Source organism: Pseudomonas sp. 9.2(2024) (assembly GCF_039695385.1).
Classification (GTDB): domain Bacteria; phylum Pseudomonadota; class Gammaproteobacteria; order Pseudomonadales; family Pseudomonadaceae; genus Aquipseudomonas; species Aquipseudomonas paraglycinae.
In genome coordinates this window covers 3,374,803-3,395,392 of sequence record NZ_CP155585.1, presented here as the reverse complement: position 1 = coordinate 3,395,392, position 20,590 = coordinate 3,374,803, and the positions used below count along the sequence as shown (strand labels likewise).

Here is a 20,590-nt window from a genome sequence, read left to right as displayed (position 1 = left end):
CGCCAATTTCAGCAGCCGACACTGTCCGCTACGCGCTTTCAGCATCCTTATCCGTCGAGTCTCCCTAGACTGGAATCTGTCTCGGATCAGGACTCGACCATGCTCAAGAATCGTTTGAAAGACCCCGGTCTTCTCGCAGAACTCGCTTATGTGAACGGCCAGTGGATCGGCGCCGATGACCGCGCGACCCTGGATGTCGTCGACCCGGCCAGCGGCGAATTGATCGGCCGCGTGCCCGCCATGCAAGGTGTGGAAACCCGACGCGCCATCGATGCCGCCGAGCGGGCCTGGCCCGCTTGGCGGGCACGACCGGCCGCCGAGCGTGCGGCGCTGCTGGAACGTTGGTATCAGGCGATGATCGACAACCTCGACGACCTGGCGCTGATCATGACTTGCGAACAAGGCAAGCCGCTGAATGAAGCCCAAGGTGAAATCCGCTACGGCGCGGGTTTCGTCAAATGGTTTGCCGAAGAGGCTCGGCGGATTTACGGCGAAACCATGCCGGCGCCCAGCGGCGACCGCCGACTGTTGACCCTCAAGCAACCGGTGGGAGTCTGCGCGGCGATCACACCGTGGAATTTCCCCAACGCGATGATTACCCGCAAGTGTGCACCGGCTCTGGCGGCGGGGTGCCCGATCATCGTCAAGCCGTCGGATCTGACGCCGCTGTCGGCGCTCGCGTTGGCGGTGTTAGCTGAGCGCGTCGGCATTCCGGCCGGGGTGTTCAATGTGCTGACCGGCATGCCCGCCGGGATTGGCGAAGAGCTGACCGGCAATCCGACGGTACGCAAGATTTCCTTCACCGGTTCCACTGCGGTGGGCCGTTTGCTGATGCGCCAGAGTGCCGAACACATCAAGCGATTGAGCCTGGAGCTCGGCGGCAACGCACCGTTTATTGTGTTTGACGACGCTGATCTTGAGCAGGCGATTACCGGGATCATGCTGAGCAAGTTTCGCAACGCCGGGCAGACCTGCGTCTGCGCCAACCGGATTCTGGTACAGAACGGCATTTACCCGCGTTTTGCCCAGCGTCTGGTCGAGGAAGTCGGCAAGCTCAAGGTCGGCAATGGCCTGCAAGACAACGTGACCATCGGCCCGCTGGTCAACAAGGCGGCCGTGAGCAAGGTGGCCCGCCACATCGATGATGCCTTGAGCCAGGGCGCGCAGTTGCTCTGCGGCGGCGTTCCCGAGGGTGACAGTCAATTTGTGCAACCGACGGTGCTTGGCGATGCCCACGCCGGCATGCTCCTGGCCAACGAAGAAACCTTCGGCCCGGTCGCGCCGCTGATGCGGTTCACCGACGAAGCCGAAGCCTTGGCGCTGGCCAACGCCACGCCGTTTGGCCTCGGCGCGTATTACTTCACTCAAGATTTGCGTCGCTCATGGCGTTTCGGCGAAGCGCTGGAATTCGGCATGGTCGGCCTCAACACCGGAATCATCTCCATGGAAGTCGCGCCGTTCGGCGGCATCAAGCAATCGGGGCTGGGCCGTGAAGGCAGCAAATACGGTCTTGATGAATACCTTGAAGTCAAAGCCTTCCACATCGGCGGCTTGTAACTTCACAACAACGGGGAGCCACAACTGATGAGCAAGGTCTTCAAGATCGCCGCGATTGCCGGCGACGGGATTGGCAAGGAAGTGCTGCCCGAGGGGCTGCGGGTGCTGGAGCAGGCCGCGAAAAAATGGCAGCTGGACTTGAGCATTGAAGTGCTCGACTGGGCGCATTGCGATTACTACCTGGAACACGGGCAGATGATGCCCGAGGACTGGTTCGAACAGCTCAAGGGCTTCGACGCGATTTACTTCGGCGCCGTGGGCTGGCCGGAGAAAGTGCCGGACCATATTTCCCTGTGGGGGTCGCTGCTGAAATTCCGTCGCGACTTCGACCAGTACGTGAATATCCGCCCGGTGCGCTTGTTCCCCGGGGTGCCATGCCCGTTGGCCGGGCGCGAACCGGGGGACATCGATTTCGTGGTGATTCGCGAGAACACCGAAGGTGAATATTCATCGGTCGGCGGCAAGATGTTCGAAGGCACCGAGCATGAGTTCGTGCTGCAGGAATCGGTGTTCACCCGCCGGGGTGTCGACCGGATTCTCAAGTTCGCCTTCGACCTGGCCCAGACCCGGCCACGCAAGCGCCTGACCGCAGCGACCAAGTCCAACGGCATTTCGATCAGCATGCCTTATTGGGACGAGCGCACCGCGCTGATGGCTGCGCAGTACCCGCAGGTGACGTGGGACAAGCAGCACATCGATATCTTGTGCGCGCGCTTCGTTCTGCAACCGGATCGGTTCGATGTGGTGGTGGCGTCGAACCTGTTCGGCGACATCCTCTCCGACCTCGGGCCGGCGTGTGCCGGAACCATCGGCATTGCGCCGTCGGCCAACCTTGATCCGCAGCGACGTTTTCCGTCGCTGTTCGAGCCGGTGCATGGTTCGGCGCCGGACATCTATGGGCAGAACATCGCCAACCCGATTGCGATGATTTGGTCCGGGGCGCTGATGCTCGATTTCCTGGGCAACGGTGACGAGCGTTATCGCGCAGCACACGACGGGATCCTGCAGGCGATCGAGCGGGTGATCGCCGAGGGCCCGATCACCCCGGACCTGGGCGGGAAGGGCTCGACCCAGGATGTCGGCAGGGCCATCGCCGAGTTCCTCTGAAGCATCGTCATCCTCTGCACGAGTGAGCCTGCTCGCTCGTGCAGAGGGTCTGAATCAGTAACCTTTGCTGCGGTCGATCTGACCGCTCATGGACTCGCCGCGCTCGAAGCGGCGGATGTTTTCCAGCAGGACAGCAAATGCGCTTTCCGGCTGGGTCATCGCCGCGATATGCGGCGTCAGCAGAATCTGCGGATGGCCCCAGAAGGGATGATCCGCCGGCGCCGGTTCGTTCTGCACCACATCCAGCACCGCGCCGCTCAGTTGCCCGCTGTCCAGCGCCTGGAGCAAGTCTTCTTCCACCAGATGCCCACCGCGCCCCATGTTGATCAGGGCCGCGCCACGCGGTAATTGCCGAAACAACTCACGATTGAGAATGCCACGGGTCTGCTCGGTCAGCGGCAATACGCAAATCAAAATGTCGCACTGGCTCAGAAACGCCGGCAGTTGCTCGCGACCGGCAAAGCACTCGACGCCGGCAATCCGATGCGCACTGCGCGCCCAGCCCTTGAGGGCAAAGCCCAGGGGCTGCAAGGTGGCGAGAATCTGCTGCGCCTGAGTACCGAGGCCCATCACCCCCACCCGACGCTGATGCGCCGGCTGCAGCAGGTGCGCCTGCCAACACCGCGCGATCTGCTGCTGGCGATAGCGCAACATGTCCCGGTGCAAAGCGAGCACGGCAAAACTGGCGTACTCGCACATGCCTTGGGTGATCCCGGGATCGAGCAGGCGCACCACCGGAAGACTTGGCGGGACACGGCTCAGGTCCAGTTGATCGACGCCGGCCGACAACGCGAATAACACCTGCAGATTCGGCAGCACCGTCTGCAGATCTTCTGGCGCCTGCCACGCCGCCAGGTATTTGATGTCTGCGGGATCGCCGATGTCCGGCCAGGCGCGCCATTCGATGTCCGGGGCATGTTCGGCGAACAGTGCTTTCCACCGTTCGCCGCGCACGGGGTCAGCTTTGTAGAGCAGGGCCATGGTCAATTCCTGAGGAGGTTGAAGGTGCTCCCATCATCGCCCAACCCCAGAGCAGGATCTGTCGAAAGCAGCGCTGCGAACACTGCGCGTCACCTCATATACGCACGCGCCCGGCAGATTCGGCGGCCTGAAGGAATCTGCCGTTTGGCAGGGTGAAAACAGTCGATCCGGATTTCTCAGGGGCCAAGTTCGGCGTAGTTCGTTACGCACAAGTCTTAATCTTAAGACCCTGTGTAACCACCTCCTGCATTCACTCCGGGCTGCCGGACTCACGAAGGGAAATGCCATGAACAGCCAAGTCGACCAAACGCCTCATTTACTCCGTCAGCGTGATCAGTTCGTGCCACGCGGACTGGTCACCGCTCACCCACTGGTGATTGATCGCGCCCAAGGGGCTGAATTGTGGGACGTGGACGGCCAGCGTTATCTGGACTTCGTCGGCGGCATCGGCGTGCTGAACATCGGCCATAACCATCCCAAAGTGGTTGCAGCGGTGCAGGCCCAATTGCAAAAAGTCTCGCACGCCTGCTTTCAGGTGGTGGCCTACAAGCCGTATCTGGATCTGGCCCAGCGTTTGTGCGAAATGATAGGTGGCGAGGAACATTACAAAGCGGCGTTCTTCACCTCTGGCGCCGAAGCCGTGGAGAACGCGGTGAAAATCGCCCGCGCTCACACCAACCGCTCTGCGGTGATCTCCTTCCGCGGCGGTTTCCATGGACGCACCTTGCTCGGCACCACGCTGACCGGCATGAGCCAGCCCTACAAACAGAACTTCGGGCCATTCGCGCCGGAGGTGTTTCACACCCCATATCCCAATGCCTATCGCGGCGTCACCAGTGAGATGGCGCTCAAGGCGCTGGACGAGTTGCTCGCCACCCAGGTTGCGCCGGAGCGGGTTGCGGCGATCATCATTGAACCCGTGCAGGGCGACGGTGGTTTCCTTGCGGCGCCGGCACCATTCCTCCAGGCATTGCGCGAGTTGACCCACAAGCACGGCATCGTGCTGATCCTCGATGAAATCCAGACCGGATTCGGCCGCACCGGCAAGTGGTTCGGTTTCCAGCACGCCGGCATCCAGCCTGATCTGGTCACCGTCGCCAAGAGTCTGGCCGGCGGGCTACCGTTGTCGGGCGTGGTCGGCAAATCTGAAATCATGGATTCGCCACTGCCCGGAGGCCTCGGCGGCACCTACGGCGGCAATGCACTTTCCTGCGCCGCGGCCCTTGCGGTGATCGACGCTTATGAAGAAGAGAAACTGCTCGAACGTGGCGATGCATTGGGCAAGCGTCTGCGTGAAGGTTTGCTGCAGTTGCAGCGCCGCCACCCGCAGATCGGTGACGTACGCGGCACCGGTTTCATGCTGGCCATCGAGCTGATCAAAGACGATGAAGCGCGCTCCCCGGACGCTGATCTGAACCAGCGGGTGATCGATGAAGCGCGCAAAGGTGGCTTGCTGGTGATCAAGTGCGGCGTCTATCGCAACGTCCTGCGCTTCCTCGCGCCACTGGTGACGACCGAAGCGCAGATCGACGAAGCGTTGCAGATTCTGCAGGCTGCATTGGCACGGGTATTGAACTGATGTCCGCCGGGTTCAGCGGCGCGGTCGCTGGCCAGCGTCGCTGAACCTTTTTGGCGCACGGATTGATGAAACGCATCATCGGAGGCTGTGTACACCATGGGGCTGACTGATTATCGAGCACTGCTCATCGATTGCGACGAAGTCCTGGTTGACCGTGATTCGGGTGTCTGGACAGCGCTGCAGCCGTTGCTCGACAGCCGGGGCGGGCGCCCGGACAAGGAACAGGTGCTGGGCGAATTTCGCGAGGTGGTGCAGGGACTCTATCCCCGCTTTGCCGAACTGGGCTTCAGTGGATTGCTGTGTTTTGCCCATCGCCAATTGGCCGAGCGCTGGAGCCTGAAAGCCAGTTGGGAGGAGGGCATGAGTTTCGCGCGCTCTGCTGCCAACTGGTCATTGTTCGAAGACGCACCGGGAGCGATGCTGTACTTGCGCAAGTTTTATCGCCTGTTGGTGGTGGGCGACCGGGATGCCGAGGATCGCGCCGTGTTGTGCGAGCATTTGGGGATTGTCGCCGATGACTTTATTTCGCTGGCCAGCGATCCGCTGCGGGACGAGGAATGGTTGAATGCCAACGAGCTGAAGCCGGTACACATTCTGCGGGTGACCCGACCCGCCGCCCGTGGCCCGGCGCTGACCGATGTATGTCTGATCGGGCGCGAACGGGGTAAACAACCGACCCCCTGCGCTGCGGATTATTGCATCAACAGCATGGCTGATCTGGTCGCACAGCATCAGCAGTGTTTACGGCGCTGATTTTGCTAGTAGATTGTCCTACAAATGGCAGTCAAGAGGTTCGCAATGGAAGGTTTAGTCAAACTGGACCGCATCGACATCAGTATCCTGGTTGAGTTGCAGAGGGACGGGCGCATGACCAATGTCAGCCTGGCCGATGCCGTGGGATTGTCGGCCAGCCCCTGTCTGCAACGGGTCAAGCGGCTGGAATCGGCCGGGTACATTTCCAGCTACAAGGCACACCTGAACCTGGCGAAGATCACCGAATCGGTAACGGTCTTCACCGAAATCACCCTGAGTGACCACAAGCGCGAAGACTTCGCCAAGTTCGAGTCGAATATCCGGCTGGTGGATGAAGTGCTCGAGTGCCATTTGATCAGCGGTGGTTACGATTATCTGGTGCGTTTCATGACGCGCAGTATTCAGCACTATCAGGAAGTGATTGAAAGCCTGCTGGATAAAAACATCGGCATTTCCAAGTACTTCAGCTACATCGTTATCAAGTCCCCGGTGCTCAAGGACGGTGTGCCGTTGCGCAAGTTGTTGCGTCACTGAAGCTCCCTACATCCATCAGGTGCGAACCAATGGGGGACAGCTGACTGTCCCCCATTGTGTATTAGCCACCAAAGCCGACGATGGCTTTGGTTTCCAGATATTCCTCAAAGCCGTAGACACCGAATTCACGACCATTGCCGGATCGTTTGTAGCCACCGAACGGGGCCATGGGATTCCAGGCCGGGTGGTTGAGCAGTACTTGTCCTGCGCGGATGCGTGAGGCAACGGCGCGTGCCTGATCAAGGTCGCGGGATTGAACGTGGGCGCTCAGTCCGTACACGGTGTCGTTGGCGATTGCGACAGCCTCATCGAGCGTTTCATAGGCAATGATGCACAGCACGGGCCCGAAGATTTCCTCCTGGGCAATGCGCATGCTCGAGTCGACCTCGGAAAAGACAGTCGGTCGGGCATAGAAGCCTGTTTCATGACCAGGCACGCGGCCTGGTCCGCCGCAGACGAGTTTGGCCCCTTCATTCAGGCCCGATTCGATCATGGCTTGCACGCGCTTGAACTGGGCCTCATTGGCTATCGGACCGAGTACCGTTTCTTCCGATTGTGGATCCCCCACGATGATCGCGTTGGCGGTTGCGGAGGCCAGTGCCTCGACTTCCGCCAGCCGGTCCCTGGGTACGATCATTCTGGTCGGGGCGCTGCAGGATTGCCCGACGTTGCGAAACGCCGTCATCACGCCCAGTGGCACGACGTTGGCGAAGTCGGCATCGGGCAGCAGCACGTTGGGTGACTTGCCGCCCAGTTCCTGGGTGACGCGTTTCACTGTAGGGGCGGCCGCCTGGGCGACCAGCGCACCTGCACGGTTTGAACCGGTGATCGAAATCATATCGATATCCGGGTGCGCAGCCATGGCGCCGCCGACCTCGGGGCCCGTGCCATTGACCAGATTGAAGACACCCGGTGGCAGGCCGGCGTCATGCACCAGTTGGGCGAAAAGAAGGGCGCTCAACGGTGACAGTTCGCTGGGTTTCAGCACCACTGTGCATCCGGCGGCAATTGCCGGGGCCACCTTGGCGGTGATTTGATAAAGCGGCCAGTTCCAGGGGGTGATGAGACCGCAGACGCCGATGGGTTCGCGTTCAATCGCGGTGCCGCCTTCAACCGTCTGGAAGCGATAGGTGGACAGCAGATCACGGGCAATCCGAACGTGTTCGGCCGCCAAAGGCACTTGCATCGCTCGGGCGAAACCGATGGCAGCACCCATTTCCAGAGAGAGCGCCTGCGCAAGCGACTCTTTTCGTTCAAGGATCAGGTCGTAAATCTTCCCAAGAAAACCCGCGCGCGTTTCGGCGGAGGTCGCAGACCAGCGAGGAAATGCCGCACGCGCTGCAGCGACGGCCCGATCAACGTCTGCGGCCGACCCGCTGGCAACCTCTGCAACTACGCTTTCAGTCGCTGGATTGACCACGGGCGAACTGCCAGGCGTTGCCGGCGAACACCAGCCTCCATTGATATAAAACTGTTGAGACGTATGCGAATCCACGGCGTAGGTATTCGAAGATTGTGTTGTCATCCAACTAGCTCCTTAAAGGACTGATGGGGGCTGTTAACAGCAGGGGAAGGGAGGGAAGAGCGGCGCCAGGGCACCGGTACATGCGGTGCCCTGTGGTTTGAATAAGCTAACAAAAGGGCTCAGTCGAAATATGCCGTTCTTGAAGTCGGCAAGGGATAATCTGCTGTATCTCAGGGGCGGACATTGTCTCTGTTTTATCTTTCCAACCTGACAGGTCGCACGCACTCATGCTCACCAACCTCTGGTACGTCGTTCTTCCATCGTCGCAGTTGACTGACGGACTGATGCCGGTTCGTTTGCTCGGACAGCCTTTTGTTGCGTTCCGTGATGACGCTGGCGTCGCTCACGTGCTTTCGGATGTTTGCGTGCATCGCGGCGGATCGTTGTCGGGCGGCAGAAGGGTGGGCAACAGTGTGCAATGCCCCTATCACGGCTGGCGATTTGGTGCGGATGGAGTTTGCACACATATACCTGCGCAGCCGGACCTGCGAATTCCTGCCAAGGCCCGCGTCGACGCCTATCCGACGCTGGAGCGTTACGGCTGGATCTGGGCATTTCTAGGGGACCTGCCTGAGCCTGAGCGTCCGCCGCTACCCGCACTCGACTGGATCGATGATCCTGCCGTGCGGGTGGTATCAGGCCATTTTGACTGGGAGGCCAGTTGGGACCGGATTATTGAAAACGGTCTTGATTTTGCGCATGCGCCGTTTGTTCATGGCTCAACTTTTGGCGATCCGGATCATCCCGAGATTGAATCGTTTGATGTCGAAAGCGATATGTGGAGCGGCAAGGCACAAATGCTTATGCGCAGGCCTGCGCGCAAAGGGCTGTTACGGCGCAAATCATCCACCGAGTTTGTCAGTGTGGTCACTGTGCCGGGGTTTCATTGGTCTGGTCCGTGTACAACGCTGGAGCTTGAGTTGCCGAATGGATGGCGGATCTACATCGTCTCGGCGCATGTCCCGATTGACGCCAATCGCACGCGAACCTGGTGGATGATGGGCAGAACATTCCTGCGTTCCCGACTGCTTGATCGCAGGTTCATTGCCAGCAATATCCGTATTTTCGAACAAGATCACGCTGTGCTGAAAAACGTGCGGCCCGAGCGCGTGCCGGACTCGTTTCAGCAGGAGGTTTCATTGAAATCCGATGCACTGCAGATTGCCTTTCGCAGAGGCGTGCTGGCACTGGAGCAGCGCGGCTGGCGTATCGATGAAGAACGTCTCGCGCGCACGTTTACGGGGCGTATGGCGTGCGCGGTTCCCAGCCCTGAACGTCGTCATGTTCGCGCTTGGGCGATTGAGCCCATTCCGTTGGTGGACGTTACCCGCGAACGAGAATAGAGGGGTGTCGATCTGGCACTCAGACACATGCCAGATACAAATGCCTTGCAGAATGGGACGGTACATCTGCAACGCCAGTCCAGAAGGAAACGCGCAAATGAAGTTCAAGCTGAATCTCTTCAACAATTGGGTACGCCAGATGGCACGCTTGATGGTGGGCATGCCTGATTACGATAACTATGTGGCACTCCGAACCGCCAGTCATCCAGGCGAGCCGGTAATGACCTACAAAGAATTTTTTGAGGAGCGGCAAAAAGCCCGTTACGGCGGACGGCAATGCACGACGCGTTGCTGCTGATTGGGTCCTCAGCGCGCTCGTCGTCCATCGCCTTCAGATGTCCTCCTCTATGACTTCCTGGGCGACGGCCTTGATTTGCTGCGGGTCATTGATGTCCAGCTGGACGGTGTCGATTCCCGGATTGGCCCGAGCAATCTCATCCAGCAGGGCCTGGCGACGGCCCGCGATGATGACCTGATTGCCGCGCTGGTGAAATGCCTCGGCCAAAGCGCGGCCAATGCCGGAAGCCTTATCGTCGACGGTCCCGTCTGGACGTCGGCAGGCATGACAGCCGCGCTGGACATGGCGTTGGGCATGGTGGAAAAGGATCTGGGCACCGACATGGCCAGGTCGGTGGCGCACAAACTGGTCATGCATCAACGGCGTTCGGGTGGGCAATCCCAGCATTCGGAACTGCTTGCGCTTGCTCCAAAGTCGGACCGTATTCAAAGCGCGCTGGAGTATGCGCGCACGCACCTGGACCGCGCGCTCAGCGTGGAGGAACTTGCCGACGTCGTGCACTTGAGTCCCAGACAATTCACCCGGGTACTTACTGCCGAGACAGGCCAGTCACCGGCCAAAGCTGTTGAAAGCCTGCGTCTGGAGGCCGCTCGCGTGATGATCGAGCAAAGTCGTCACAGCCTGGATCGCGTGGCGAAGGAAACGGGGTTTCGAGACCGTCGCCACATGCGCGAAGTATTCATGCGAGGGTTTGGCGTTCCGCCGCAGGCGGTTCGAAGGGATGCCAGGCGGATCGGCCAAGAGAATCCAGCTGATCGGGGCGATCATCCGTAAGCGCCCCGATCAGCCAGCAGCCAAAGCCAGGACTTGATTTGCGCGCAGACGGCGTCGGTGGAAATGCCGTAGCGATCATGCAGTGTCGGCAGTGCGCCGGCGTCGAGGAACGCGTCGGGCAACGCGATCTGCCTGAACGTCGGCGTCACTCCGTTGCGCAGCAGTACCCCGGCAACCGCTTCACCCAGCCCGCCAATAATCGAGCTGTTTTCTGCGGTAACCACCAGCCGGCCAGACTTGCGGGCCTCGGCGAGAATGGTCTGTTCATCCAGCGGTTTGATCGTCGGCACATGTAGCACGGCGACATCGACGCCATCAGTCTGCAGCGCCTTGGCGGCCTCCAATGCGCGCATGGTCATCAAACCGGTCGAGATGATCAGGACATCGTTACCGGTGCGCAGGGTCTTGGCCTTGCCGATCTCGAATTGATACCCGTACTCATCCAGCACCAGCGGCACGTTGCCGCGCAGCAGCCGCATGTAGACCGGCCCCTGATGCGCGGCGATGGCGGGCACGGCCTGTTCGATTTCCAGTGCGTCACAAGGGTCGACGATCATCAGGTTGGGCATCGCCCGGAAGATCGCCAGGTCATCGGTGGCCTGGTGGCTGGGGCCGTAGCCGGTGGTGAGGCCGGGTAATCCGCAAACGATTTTGACGTTTAGGTTTTCCTCGGCGATCGCCATGCAGATGAAGTCATAGGCGCGGCGCGAGGCGAACACCGCATACGTGGTGGCGAACGGTACGAAGCCTTCGCGGGCCATGCCTGCGGCCGCACTCATGAGCAACTGTTCGGCCATGCCCATCTGATAGAAGCGCTCGGGATGGGCCTTGGCGAAAATGTGCAGGTCGGTGTACTTGGACAGGTCAGCGGAAAGGCCGACGATGTCCGGACGCTGATCTGCCAGTGCAGCCAATGCATGGCCAAAAGGTGCTGAGCGGGTGGCTTGGCCTTCAGAGGCAATCGAGGCAATCATCGCCGAGGTGGTCAGACGCTTCTTGATCGGTTCGCCAGTCGAGGTCGGTGTGTTGGCGGCGTTGCTCATTGTTTTTTTCCTTCTTCAAGCGTGGTCAGTGCCAGATCCCATTCGTGTTCGTCCACGCGGATGAAATGGGTCTTTTCGCGGTTTTCGAGGAAGGGCACACCTTTGCCCATGGTGGTGTCGCAGATGATCACCCGGGGTTGGGTGCCAGGGTGGTGGCGGGCGGCATCGAAGGCTTCGACCAGTGCGCCCAGATCATTGCCGTCGACGCGCTGGGTGAACCACCCAAACGCTTGCCAGCGATCCACGATGGGTTCGAACGACAGGATCTCGCTGGAATGGCCGTCTGCTTGCTGGTTGTTGACGTCGACGATGGCGATCAGGTTGTCGAGCTTCCAGTGCGAGGCCGACATCACGGCTTCCCAGGTCGAACCTTCGTTCAGCTCGCCGTCCGACAGCAGGTTGTAGACGAACGATGTCGAGCCATTGCGCTTGAGACCCAGGCAGGCCCCGACGGCGATGCCCAGCCCCTGACCCAGCGAACCACCGGTGATTTCCATGCCCGGCGTGTAGGCGGCCATGCCCGACATCGGCAATCGGCTGTCATCCGAGCCGTAGGTTTCAAGCTCATCGAGCGGAATGATCTCGGCTTCGATCAGCGCCGCGTACAGCGCAATCGCGTAGTGACCGATCGACAGATAGAAACGATCACGCGGCTCCCACGCCGGGTCTTCGGGGCGATAGCTCAGCGCATGGAAGTAGGCGACCGCGAGCAGGTCGGCGGCACCGAGGGCCTGACCGACGTAGCCCTGGCCTTGCACCTGGCCCATGCGCAAGGCATGGCGGCGAATGTTGTGGGCGCGCTCGGCCAGCGTCTGGGGTGTTGTGAATGAAAGGTTGGCAGTCATGGTGAATTCTCCTGTGAATCAACGATTGACCAGAGCGGCGGGTATGCGCAGAACCAGCGAGGCGCCGATCAGCAATACGCCGGTGATCAGATACATGCCGATAGCGCTGGAGCCGGTGAGTGTGGTTATCCAGCCAATCAGGTAGGGCGAGCAGAAGCCGGCAAGGTTGGCGAAGCTGTTGACGGCGGCGATGCCGGCCGCGGCGGAAACACCGCCGAGCAGCGTGGTCGGGAGCATCCAGAACAGCGAGGTCGCGGACAGGATGCCGGAAGCCGCCAGGCACAGACTGAGAATGGACAGCATCACATTGCCTCCCATCAGCGCCGCGAGGGTCAGGCCGATGGCCCCGGCGATCATCGGCACGATCAGGTGCCAGCGGCGTTCGCGATGTTTGTCGCCACTGCGTCCGACCAGCAACATGGCGGCGATGGCACAGAGGTACGGCAGGCTGGTCAGCAGGCCGATCTTCATCGGATCGGAGACCCCGGCATTACGCACAAGGGTCGGCAGCCAGAAGGTGATTGCGTACTGCCCCATCACCACACAGAAATAGATCCCCGCGAGCAGCCAGAGGCGACGGTCACGAATGAATTCGCCCACGGACGCATGCGTCACTTTCTGCTGGTCGTCCTCCGCCAGCTCACGAGCGATCAAGGCTTTTTCATCGTCGTTGAGCCAACTGGCCTGATGCACGCCATCCTTGAGGTAGCTGAGCACCAGCAGGCCGACAACCACGGTAGGCACAGCCTCCAGCACAAACATCCATTGCCAGCCGGCCCAGCCGTGCATACCGGCGAAGTGGTTCATGATCCACCCGGAGAGCGGACCGCCGACCATGCCCGACAACGGGATGGCGATGAACCACAACACCGTCATGCGCGCACGCCGGTAGGACGGAAACCAATAGGTGAGGTACAGCAGCAGACCCGGCGCCAGGCCGGCTTCGGCAATGCCCAGCAGAAAGCGCAGGGCGTAGAACTGCCAGGCGGTTTCGACGAAGGCGAAGAGGGCGGAGACAATGCCCCAGGTGATCATGATGCGCGCGATCCACACTCGCGCGCCGACCTTGTGCAGGATGATGTTGCTGGGCACTTCGCAGAGAAAGTAGCCGATGAAGAACATGCCGGCGCCCAGTCCGTAGACTGTTTCGCTGAGCGCCAGATCGTTCATCATTTGCAGTTTGGCAAAGCCGACGTTGACGCGATCGAGGTAGGCGCACAGGTAGCACAGCATCAGGAACGGCATCAGGCGCCAGGCGGTTTTACGGTAGGCGTTGGAACGCACCGCCGAAACGGCTTCGAGCGACAGGGTAGTCATGATGGTCTGATCTCTTGTTTTTATTGACCGCCGGGCAAGAATGCCCGGCCGTATCATCGATCCAGAACCGCACGGGCCGCGAGGCCCGCCACGTGTGTCAGTGAATCAGCATGCCGCCGTTCACATCCAGGGTGATGCCGGTCAGATAGGAGGACAGGTCGCTGGCCAGGAACAGCGCCGCATTGGCCACATCCTGCGCCTCGCCCAGACGACCCAGCGGAATGCCGTCGATGATCGCGTGGCGGCGCTCGTCCTGCATCAGGCCGCCAGTAATGTCGGTGTGAATCAGGCCGGGAGCAATGGAGTTGACGCGTACGTTGTCCGGCCCCAGTTCACGCGCCATGGCCTTGGCCAGACCCAGCACACCGGCCTTGGCGGCGCTGTAATGAGGCCCGCCAAAAATGCCGCCGCCGCGCTGTGCGGAAACCGAAGACATGCACACGATGCTGCCGCTGGCTTGCTGGCGCATGAGCGGAATCACCGCCTGGGACATCAGCAACGTACCGCGCAGGCTGACGTCCAGCACCTTGTCGTAATCACCGGGGCGGATATCGAGGGTCTTGAGGGGTTGGGTGATGCCGGCATTGTTGACCAGTATGTCGATCCGGCCAAAGTGTTCGATGATGGTGGCGACAGCCTGCTGCACCTGAGACTCGTCGGCGACGTTGGCAGCCAGGCCGAGATGACCCTCGCCCAAAGAGGCAGCGGCATCGCGGGCAGCGGATGCGTCCAGATCCAGAATCACCACCCGGGCGCCATGTTGAGCGAAGGTCGTAGCTGTCGCGCGGCCGATACCACGTGCGGAGGCAGCACCTGTGATGATCGCGACTTTGCCTTGAAGAAGCATGGGAAAAAACCTCTGATTGTTGTTATTGAGTCGGTCCGTGCAGAACCGATGACTCAGCTTGTCTCCCGTAACGACCCTGAGCAATAACGCAAACTTCACTGGATGCTGAAAAAAATTCAGCACTCGCCAACATGCGATTGCAGTGTTTGAATAGCCGAACGCCCGGCCTCAGCCACTTGCAGCGGAATAACCATCATCATGAGTTCATCTGGCGAAGCACCGCCGATCCTGCCACCGCTGAAAGCCATTCAGGCCTTTGAGCAAACTGCGCGCTTTGGCAACGTCGCACGTGCGGCCGAAGTGCTGGACCTGACGCCCTCGGCAGTCAGTCACCAACTGGCCAAACTCGAGGCGATGATCGGGCGACAGCTGTTCCTCAGAACGGCGAGGGGAGTGACGTTGACGCCCGTGGGCGAGCAATACCTGTCCGAGATATCCGGCATCCTGCACAGCCTGGCGGTGGCAACAGAGCGTGCGACCAGTGATGTCAGCCTCGACTGCCTGCGATTGCATTCGTCACCCAGCTTCGGCCTGTTGTGGCTGATGCCGCGCCTGGAACAGTTTCGCGAGAGCCATCCCGACATTCAGCTCAATCTCTCATGCTCCTATGAATCGCTGCACTTCAGTCGGGACAAGATCGACGTGGACATCCGCCACGGCATGCCGAACTGGCCAAGTTTCGAAGTGCGCACGTTGCGCAACGAAAAAATCGCAGTCCTCGCATCACCCAAGCTTCTGGAAAAACGCCCCATCCGCGCCGTCGCCGACTTGCTGGACTGCAACCTGATCCTGTCGGAAGCGACGCTGATCAAGTGGCCGCAACTGTTTGCTCAACACGGGCTGTCGCGCCCTGAAAGCCCCTATACCTTGAGCTTTGACCGCTCCTACATGACCCTCGAAGCCGCCAGCCACGGTCTTGGTTTTGCACTGGAAAGCACGCTGCTGGCGCAGGACTATCTGGCGCGCGGCGAGTTGGTTGAAGTCATTCCCGGGCTGAGTGCCCCGATTACCGCGCACCACCTGGTTTTCCCGAGGGCGCATGCGGGGTTTCCCCGGGTGAGGCGTTTTCTGGAATGGATGCAGCGTGAGTTGGGGCATGACTTCAGTTACTGATGCTGGCGCGATCGGCGAGGTATTGGGCGTCATGTACAAACCTCAAAGCGTGGTGGTCTGCCCGTTGCGATCCAGTTCATACACTTTGTTGCCCTGCAATTTTTCCTTCAACCACCGCTCCGCCTTACCCAGCGGCCGCTGCCGCGCCCAAAGCAAATCCACACCAATCTGCCAGTCCGTATGCGGGTACGCCGAGAGCAGCAATTCCACCAGCTCACCCTTGGCCAGTTCACGCTGTATGAGTTGGCGGGGCAGGGTGGCCCAGCCGAGTCCGGCTCGGACCATTTCCAATAACGCCAGATAGCTTTCAGCCTGCCACAACTGGGTCGAACGCAGGTATTCGCTGCTCGGCAGTTTGCTCGCGTGGGCGCTGAAGGCCAGGCGGCGATGGACGTGCAGATCCTCGAATGTGACGTTTTCGAGTTGCGCCAATGGGTGGCGGGGATGGCAGACGTGCAGCATGATCAGTTTGCCCAGTTGCTGGAACGCCAGCTCCTTGGGGTAGCCGGGCTGCGAGAACGCCACACCGAGTACCGCTTCGCCGCTGCTGACCAGTTCGCTGACGTCGCCATGGACCGGATGACGAATGATCAGGTCGACAAAGGGGAACGCTGCTTCGAAAGCTTTGAGCACCGGCATGATCGGGCCGTACGGCGTTTCAATGGCCAATGTCAGGCTGGGCTCTACGTTGTCCGAGAGGCAGTCGGCGTGGGCTTCGAAGGTCATGCAGCGTTCGAGCACGGCTTCGGCCTGCACCAGTAATTTGTGACCGCTGGCGGTGAGGGCAGGGCTGCGGTTGCTGCGATCGAACAGGTCGACGCCAAGGTCGGTTTCCAGGTTGGCAATCGCTGCGCTGATGGTCGATTGGGTCTTGCCCAGTTTGCGCCCGGCGGCGGAAAACGATCCGCTTTTGACCACTTGGACGAACATCTGCAGTTGATCGAGTGAGAAGCGCAAGCGTTGAACTCCCGGTTCGAAATGAAGGTTTGGAGTGGCTAGCAGATGCCAGATTCATGCCATCGGAAAAAGCGATGGTTGCTAATTTGTTTCATCGCAATAAACGTTCAAATATGGCCCCGCGTCAAAACGATCTCCGGGGCGGATCCTCCTTTCAAACGCCCCGAGCATGCCCGCTATCTCAACAGATGCCGCACTTTCAGGAGCGTGTGAAATGACCACACAACGCATTCATCCGGTGGACGAGGTTTTGCCACTGCGCCAGTTGTTCACGTTTGGCTTGCAGCATGTTCTGGTGATGTACGCGGGAGCGGTGGCGGTGCCGCTGATTCTTGGCAGTGCGATGGGGCTGACCTCGGCACAGGTGGTGTTGCTGATCAACGCGAACCTGTTGACCTCTGGTGTGGCGACGCTGATTCAAACCCTCGGTTTCTGGAAGTTCGGCGCCCGCCTGCCGCTGATTCAGGGCTGTTCGTTCATTGCCCTGGCGCCGATGATCATGATCGGCAAGGAGTTTGGCCTCAGTCAGATTTTCGGCGCGGTGATCGCGGCGGGTTTTCTCACCATTGCGCTGGCACCGGTGTTCAGCCGCTTGCTGCGGTTTTTTCCGCCGGTGGTGATTGGCAGCCTGATCACCATTATCGGCATCTCGCTGATGCCAGCGGCGGCGATCTGGCTGGGCGGCGGCAATCCCGATGCGGCAGATTTTGGCAATCCCGCCAACCTGTTACTCGGTTTGGCCACGGTCAGTGTGACGCTGGTGATCTACGCCAAATTCAAAGGTTTCATCGGCAACCTCAGCGTACTGATTGGCCTGTTTGTCGGCAGCCTGATCGCAGCGGCTTGCGGCATGACTCACTTCAATCGGGTCAGCGAAGCGGCGTGGTTTGAGCTGAGTGCGCCGATGGCGTTCGGCGCGCCGGAGTTCGCGCCGGTGCCGATTCTGATCATGACCCTGGCGATGCTGGTCATCATGGCCGAGACCACCGGCAACTGCCTGGCGATCGGCAAATTGACCGGAAAACCGACCACGCAACACACCCTCGGCAACGCATTTCGCGCCGACGGCTTGTCGACCATGCTCGGTGGCTTGTTCAACAGCTTTCCTTACAACGCCTTCACCCAGAACACCGGTTTGATTGCGCTTTCCAACGTGAAAAGCCGCTTCGTCGTGGCCGCTGCCGGGGCAATCATGGTGCTGATGGGCCTGTTCCCGAAACTCGGCGCGTTGATCGCCGCGGTGCCGACGCCGGTGCTCGGTGGCTGCGCGATTGTGATGTTCGGCATGACCACGGTGGCGGGGATTCAGGAACTGTCACGGGTGCAATTCGAGGGTACGCGCAACGGCATTATCGTCGCCGTGTCAGTGAGTGTCGGGGTGCTGCCGATGTCCTTTCCGGCGCTGTTCGAACACGTCGGCCCGACCCTGAAACTGGTGCTCGACAGTGGAATTTTCCTCGGAGCGATCACCGCCATCGTCCTCAACGTTCTGCTCAACGATGAAAAAAAATCGACCGAAACCATCGGCGCTACATCGGCTGAACTGGCCGACTGACTTTTGTTTTCCACTGCCCTGGAGTTACCCATGAATCAATTGACTGAACTCATCCCGGCTGGCATCAGCGCGCTTGATCTGAAACTACTGCGCCAGACCATCGCCTTGTCCGAGGCATCGAAGCAACGCGATCGCCATCCGTTCGCGGCATTGGTGGCCGACCGCAACGGCAAGGTGATTGTCGAAGCGGGGAACAACTCGATGCCCCCGGAAGGTGATCCGACGCAGCACGCTGAGTTGGTGGCAGCGGCGGCAGCGGCAAAACTGCTGTCGCCGCAGGAGTTGGAACTGTGCACGCTCTACACCAGCGCCGAACCTTGCTGCATGTGCGCCGGCGCCGTGTATTGGACGGGGATCGGGCGGGTGGTCTATGCCTTGTCGGAGCATGCCTTGCTGGGTTTGACGGGGGACCACCCTGAGAACCCGACGTTCTCGCTGCCGTGCCGCGAAGTGTTCGCCAAGGGGCAACGCAAGGTCAGCGTGCTGGGGCCGATGTTGGAGGGGGAGGCCGCTGAACCGCACAGAGGGTTTTGGTCCTGACAGGTTTGAAACGAAGCTTGAGCGGTGTGAGGTCGCGCACTCGCCTGCAACGTCTGCGATAATGACGCCCCACTGAGGCGCGAAGGCATCGAGTGCTCGTCTCGGCATCCGGAATCAGGCTTTGGAGGACTTTATGCGTGACATTATTGATGGCTTTCTGCGGTTTCAGCGCGAGGTGTATCCACAACGCGTCGAGCTTTTCAGGCAGCTCGCGACAGAGCAAAACCCAAAGGCGTTGTTTGTCACATGCTCGGACAGTCGTGTAGTGCCAGAACTGCTCACACAGCGTGAGCCGGGTGAGCTGTTCGTGATCCGCAACGCCGGCAACATTGTGCCGTCATATGGTCCTGAACCGGGTGGTGTTTCGGCTACCGTCGAATATGCGGTTGCAGTGCTCGGGGTACGGGACATTGTGATCTGCGGCCACTCGGATTGCGGAGCGATGGGCGCGATTTCACGCTGCACGTGTCTGGATCATCTTCCGGCAGTTGCCAACTGGCTTCGGCACTCGGACGCCGCGAAAGCGATCAACGCGGCGCATGAGTTCGATACGCCACGCGACAAGCTCGATGGCCTCGTTCGTGAAAACGTGATCGCACAACTGGCGAACCTGCGCACCCATCCATCGGTGGCGCTTGCGCTTGAGCAAGGACGCTTGAATTTGCATGGCTGGGTCTATGACATCGAGGCGGGCTGCATCGATGCGCTGGATGGTGCAACTCGGCGCTTCGTCAAGCTTTCCGATTCACCGACCACCGTTGCCGTTGCTGCGCGCAATGCTGGTCAGTTGTAACTCGCGGAAGGACTGCACGTCGCTGATAACGAGAATTCTCTAAGCATGCGTTGAGTCAAGGGCTGGGCACCTTATGCCAAGCCACCGCAGCGTTAACTTGGCTACGTCGTACAAATGCCAGAGGGCCAGCGGTTGTATTGGGTGCATCCAATGCCTCGGTTCGTCGATTATGAGCAACACTGGAACATCATCCGAATCGCACCTTACGCCGAGAGTTAATCAGGCTCTTGGAGCGAGCTGAACCATTCGGCATAAGGGGAGTTGACGACCAGCCGCCGGTTGAAGTCAGGGCTTCCATCAGCCCACCAGACAGGCCCCCGTTCCCCGAGGGCCACTTTGGCCATTTGTACCTTTTCCCGAGCGCGCTTGAGTTGCGACCCGTCTTGCGCACTCTTAGCGTTCTTGACCTCTCGTCGAGCGGCCATAAGCGCATCGACAAGACGCTGGCGCACATCTTCATCCAAAGACGGGTTGGAACATCGCCATAGCTGGCCTTTGACAACAAAGTAGCGACCGTCTGGTGTCACTGGATGCATTCCTGTCTCCGACCGTTCAAAGAGCACTTCTCCAAAAATTCAGCAAGGACGGCTATCTAGGTTTTCGGGTAGGAAGGCGATTGGCTTGTTTGACTCCAAGCAGTATTCCCAGCATTAACGCAGCGCCTGCCGCCAGGAGGATTGGATACGGATGTTTACCTGACATCCGGACGCCCTCGACTCCGAGTTGATCGCTTGCCGGAGCAGGTCGATTCCGTGATGGCGATGGATTAAGACTGCTTGGACTGGCAGGGGAGTCGACATCTGCCCTGTACGGCATTTCGTTCAAGGGCAAACGCGCACCGTCCGCGAGAGTCAGGGTGAGGTCCTCGACAGTCCCGGCGAGTCGATCGGGAAACACCGGCTCACCCGTGGGATCAAGTTCATCGTAATAAAACTGCTTTCCTTCCAGCCAACCTATGGCCGTCATCAATTCCGGGCCAAGATAATATTTTCCGTCGAGGAAGAAACCCGGGAAATGTCGCGTGCGTTCGAGACTGTCTATGGTGTAGCGCTCGCCTGCCTTCATACCGGTTGCTGGGTCGATCATGATGAAATCCTCAGATTCGCTGGTGTTGCGATAGAGGACGGGG

General features: G+C 60.0%; 20 protein-coding genes and 2 pseudogenes. 12 read left to right on the top strand and 10 right to left on the bottom strand.

What is annotated here, in order from left to right:
* Positions 1 to 99 precede the first annotated feature (99 nt).
* A complete protein-coding gene (locus tag ABFB52_RS15170) occupies positions 100 to 1,557 on the top strand; it encodes an NAD-dependent succinate-semialdehyde dehydrogenase (protein ID WP_129972894.1) in 1,458 nt (485 codons plus the stop codon).
* 27 nt (positions 1,558 to 1,584) lie between these two features.
* A complete protein-coding gene (locus ABFB52_RS15165) occupies positions 1,585 to 2,664 on the top strand; it encodes a tartrate dehydrogenase (protein WP_085745644.1) in 1,080 nt (359 codons plus the stop codon).
* Positions 2,665 to 2,718: 54 nt separating this feature from the next.
* On the opposite strand, the gene ABFB52_RS15160 is transcribed toward ABFB52_RS15165, so the two are convergent.
* Complete coding sequence (locus tag ABFB52_RS15160; RefSeq protein WP_102716811.1) at positions 2,719 to 3,645, bottom strand: glyoxylate/hydroxypyruvate reductase A; 927 nt, start codon at positions 3,643 to 3,645, stop codon at positions 2,719 to 2,721.
* Between the two features lie 286 nt (positions 3,646 to 3,931).
* On the opposite strand from ABFB52_RS15160, the gene gabT reads away from it, so the two are divergent.
* The 3 genes from gabT to ABFB52_RS15145 all read left to right on the top strand — a co-directional run bounded on the left by gabT (position 3,932) and on the right by ABFB52_RS15145 (position 6,511).
* Complete coding sequence (gene gabT / locus ABFB52_RS15155) at positions 3,932 to 5,224, top strand: 4-aminobutyrate--2-oxoglutarate transaminase (protein WP_129972893.1); 1,293 nt, start codon at positions 3,932 to 3,934, stop codon at positions 5,222 to 5,224.
* A gap of 96 nt (positions 5,225 to 5,320) precedes the next feature.
* Positions 5,321 to 5,977 carry a 2-haloalkanoic acid dehalogenase gene (locus ABFB52_RS15150; protein WP_129972892.1) on the top strand — a complete coding sequence of 219 codons (657 nt, stop codon included), beginning with the start codon at positions 5,321 to 5,323 and terminating at the stop codon, positions 5,975 to 5,977.
* Between the two features lie 45 nt (positions 5,978 to 6,022).
* Positions 6,023 to 6,511, top strand: a complete 489-nt coding sequence (locus tag ABFB52_RS15145) for an Lrp/AsnC family transcriptional regulator (protein WP_039768527.1) — start codon at positions 6,023 to 6,025, stop codon at positions 6,509 to 6,511.
* Positions 6,512 to 6,572: 61 nt separating this feature from the next.
* Here the strand turns inward: ABFB52_RS15145 and ABFB52_RS15140 are convergent, their stop codons facing one another.
* The gene (locus ABFB52_RS15140; protein WP_129972891.1) at positions 6,573 to 8,036 is read right to left on the bottom strand and encodes an aldehyde dehydrogenase family protein; all 1,464 of its coding nucleotides are present in this window, start codon (positions 8,034 to 8,036) and stop codon (positions 6,573 to 6,575) included.
* Positions 8,037 to 8,263: 227 nt separating this feature from the next.
* On the opposite strand from ABFB52_RS15140, the gene ABFB52_RS15135 reads away from it, so the two are divergent.
* Both ABFB52_RS15135 and ABFB52_RS15130 read left to right on the top strand, forming a co-directional pair.
* The gene (locus tag ABFB52_RS15135; RefSeq protein WP_129974209.1) at positions 8,264 to 9,379 is read left to right on the top strand and encodes an aromatic ring-hydroxylating dioxygenase subunit alpha; all 1,116 of its coding nucleotides are present in this window, start codon (positions 8,264 to 8,266) and stop codon (positions 9,377 to 9,379) included.
* A gap of 97 nt (positions 9,380 to 9,476) precedes the next feature.
* Positions 9,477 to 9,677 (top strand): YbdD/YjiX family protein, encoded by a 201-nt coding sequence (locus ABFB52_RS15130; protein ID WP_085745650.1) that lies wholly within the window; start codon positions 9,477 to 9,479, stop codon positions 9,675 to 9,677.
* A 33-nt stretch (positions 9,678 to 9,710) separates the two neighbouring features.
* Here the strand turns inward: ABFB52_RS15130 and ABFB52_RS15125 are convergent, their stop codons facing one another.
* Positions 9,711 to 10,019: an SDR family oxidoreductase gene (locus tag ABFB52_RS15125; RefSeq protein WP_256656689.1), complete on the bottom strand. Its 309-nt coding sequence runs from the start codon at positions 10,017 to 10,019 to the stop codon at positions 9,711 to 9,713.
* On the opposite strand from ABFB52_RS15125, the pseudogene ABFB52_RS15120 reads away from it, so the two are divergent.
* Positions 9,909 to 10,451, top strand: a pseudogene (locus tag ABFB52_RS15120) (helix-turn-helix domain-containing protein); the annotation flags it as partial. The gene ABFB52_RS15125 and the pseudogene ABFB52_RS15120 overlap by 111 nt on opposite strands.
* Here ABFB52_RS15120 and ABFB52_RS15115 read toward each other — a convergent pair.
* The 4 genes from ABFB52_RS15115 to ABFB52_RS15100 form a co-directional block, all read right to left on the bottom strand.
* Positions 10,442 to 11,494: a transketolase family protein gene (locus ABFB52_RS15115; protein WP_129974208.1), complete on the bottom strand. Its 1,053-nt coding sequence runs from the start codon at positions 11,492 to 11,494 to the stop codon at positions 10,442 to 10,444. The pseudogene ABFB52_RS15120 and the gene ABFB52_RS15115 overlap by 10 nt on opposite strands.
* On the bottom strand, positions 11,491 to 12,339 hold the full coding sequence (locus ABFB52_RS15110; protein ID WP_129974207.1) for a transketolase: 849 nt from the start codon (positions 12,337 to 12,339) through the stop codon (positions 11,491 to 11,493). Before ABFB52_RS15110 ends, ABFB52_RS15115 begins: the two co-directional genes overlap by 4 nt.
* 18 nt (positions 12,340 to 12,357) lie before the next feature.
* Entirely contained in the window at positions 12,358 to 13,656 is a 1,299-nt protein-coding gene (locus tag ABFB52_RS15105; protein WP_064596576.1) for an MFS transporter, read from the bottom strand.
* 97 nt (positions 13,657 to 13,753) lie between these two features.
* Positions 13,754 to 14,503 (bottom strand): SDR family NAD(P)-dependent oxidoreductase, encoded by a 750-nt coding sequence (locus ABFB52_RS15100; protein ID WP_085745652.1) that lies wholly within the window; start codon positions 14,501 to 14,503, stop codon positions 13,754 to 13,756.
* 198 nt (positions 14,504 to 14,701) lie between these two features.
* Between ABFB52_RS15100 and ABFB52_RS15095 the strand changes: the two genes are divergently transcribed.
* The gene (locus ABFB52_RS15095; protein ID WP_127798179.1) at positions 14,702 to 15,616 is read left to right on the top strand and encodes a LysR substrate-binding domain-containing protein; all 915 of its coding nucleotides are present in this window, start codon (positions 14,702 to 14,704) and stop codon (positions 15,614 to 15,616) included.
* A gap of 42 nt (positions 15,617 to 15,658) precedes the next feature.
* On the opposite strand, the gene ABFB52_RS15090 is transcribed toward ABFB52_RS15095, so the two are convergent.
* Positions 15,659 to 16,573 (bottom strand): LysR family transcriptional regulator, encoded by a 915-nt coding sequence (locus ABFB52_RS15090; RefSeq protein ID WP_085745654.1) that lies wholly within the window; start codon positions 16,571 to 16,573, stop codon positions 15,659 to 15,661.
* Positions 16,574 to 16,787: 214 nt separating this feature from the next.
* On the opposite strand from ABFB52_RS15090, the gene ABFB52_RS15085 reads away from it, so the two are divergent.
* From ABFB52_RS15085 to ABFB52_RS15075, 3 genes are all read left to right on the top strand, one after another.
* Positions 16,788 to 18,128, top strand: a complete 1,341-nt coding sequence (locus ABFB52_RS15085; protein WP_102686155.1) for a nucleobase:cation symporter-2 family protein — start codon at positions 16,788 to 16,790, stop codon at positions 18,126 to 18,128.
* A gap of 30 nt (positions 18,129 to 18,158) precedes the next feature.
* Positions 18,159 to 18,668, top strand: a complete 510-nt coding sequence (locus tag ABFB52_RS15080; protein ID WP_129974206.1) for a nucleoside deaminase — start codon at positions 18,159 to 18,161, stop codon at positions 18,666 to 18,668.
* Between the two features lie 133 nt (positions 18,669 to 18,801).
* Positions 18,802 to 19,461, top strand: a complete 660-nt coding sequence (locus tag ABFB52_RS15075; RefSeq protein WP_127798173.1) for a carbonic anhydrase — start codon at positions 18,802 to 18,804, stop codon at positions 19,459 to 19,461.
* A 215-nt stretch (positions 19,462 to 19,676) separates the two neighbouring features.
* Here the strand turns inward: ABFB52_RS15075 and ABFB52_RS15070 are convergent, their stop codons facing one another.
* Positions 19,677 to 19,997, bottom strand: a complete 321-nt coding sequence (locus ABFB52_RS15070) for a hypothetical protein (protein ID WP_129974205.1) — start codon at positions 19,995 to 19,997, stop codon at positions 19,677 to 19,679.
* Positions 19,998 to 20,271: 274 nt separating this feature from the next.
* A pseudogene (locus ABFB52_RS15065) lies at positions 20,272 to 20,547 on the bottom strand (short chain dehydrogenase); the annotation flags it as partial.
* Positions 20,548 to 20,590 lie beyond the last annotated feature (43 nt).

Bases quoted from the DNA above. Each gene is read 5' to 3' on its own strand.
- ABFB52_RS15130 (WP_085745650.1), top strand. From the start codon at position 9,477: ATGAAGTTCAAGCTGAATCTCTTCAACAATTGGGTACGCCAGATGGCA.
- ABFB52_RS15095 (WP_127798179.1), top strand. From the start codon at position 14,702: ATGAGTTCATCTGGCGAAGCACCGCCGATCCTGCCACCGCTGAAAGCC.
- gabT (WP_129972893.1), top strand. From the start codon at position 3,932: ATGAACAGCCAAGTCGACCAAACGCCTCATTTACTCCGTCAGCGTGAT.
- ABFB52_RS15135 (WP_129974209.1), top strand. From the start codon at position 8,264: ATGCTCACCAACCTCTGGTACGTCGTTCTTCCATCGTCGCAGTTGACT.
- ABFB52_RS15080 (WP_129974206.1), top strand. From the start codon at position 18,159: ATGAATCAATTGACTGAACTCATCCCGGCTGGCATCAGCGCGCTTGAT.
- ABFB52_RS15110 (WP_129974207.1), bottom strand. From the start codon at position 12,339: ATGACTGCCAACCTTTCATTCACAACACCCCAGACGCTGGCCGAGCGC.
- ABFB52_RS15150 (WP_129972892.1), top strand. From the start codon at position 5,321: ATGGGGCTGACTGATTATCGAGCACTGCTCATCGATTGCGACGAAGTC.
- ABFB52_RS15070 (WP_129974205.1), bottom strand. From the start codon at position 19,997: ATGCATCCAGTGACACCAGACGGTCGCTACTTTGTTGTCAAAGGCCAG.
- ABFB52_RS15100 (WP_085745652.1), bottom strand. From the start codon at position 14,503: ATGCTTCTTCAAGGCAAAGTCGCGATCATCACAGGTGCTGCCTCCGCA.
- ABFB52_RS15160 (WP_102716811.1), bottom strand. From the start codon at position 3,645: ATGGCCCTGCTCTACAAAGCTGACCCCGTGCGCGGCGAACGGTGGAAA.
- ABFB52_RS15140 (WP_129972891.1), bottom strand. From the start codon at position 8,036: ATGACAACACAATCTTCGAATACCTACGCCGTGGATTCGCATACGTCT.
- ABFB52_RS15075 (WP_127798173.1), top strand. From the start codon at position 18,802: ATGCGTGACATTATTGATGGCTTTCTGCGGTTTCAGCGCGAGGTGTAT.
- ABFB52_RS15085 (WP_102686155.1), top strand. From the start codon at position 16,788: ATGACCACACAACGCATTCATCCGGTGGACGAGGTTTTGCCACTGCGC.
- ABFB52_RS15145 (WP_039768527.1), top strand. From the start codon at position 6,023: ATGGAAGGTTTAGTCAAACTGGACCGCATCGACATCAGTATCCTGGTT.
- ABFB52_RS15165 (WP_085745644.1), top strand. From the start codon at position 1,585: ATGAGCAAGGTCTTCAAGATCGCCGCGATTGCCGGCGACGGGATTGGC.
- ABFB52_RS15115 (WP_129974208.1), bottom strand. From the start codon at position 11,494: ATGAGCAACGCCGCCAACACACCGACCTCGACTGGCGAACCGATCAAG.
- ABFB52_RS15170 (WP_129972894.1), top strand. From the start codon at position 100: ATGCTCAAGAATCGTTTGAAAGACCCCGGTCTTCTCGCAGAACTCGCT.
- ABFB52_RS15105 (WP_064596576.1), bottom strand. From the start codon at position 13,656: ATGACTACCCTGTCGCTCGAAGCCGTTTCGGCGGTGCGTTCCAACGCC.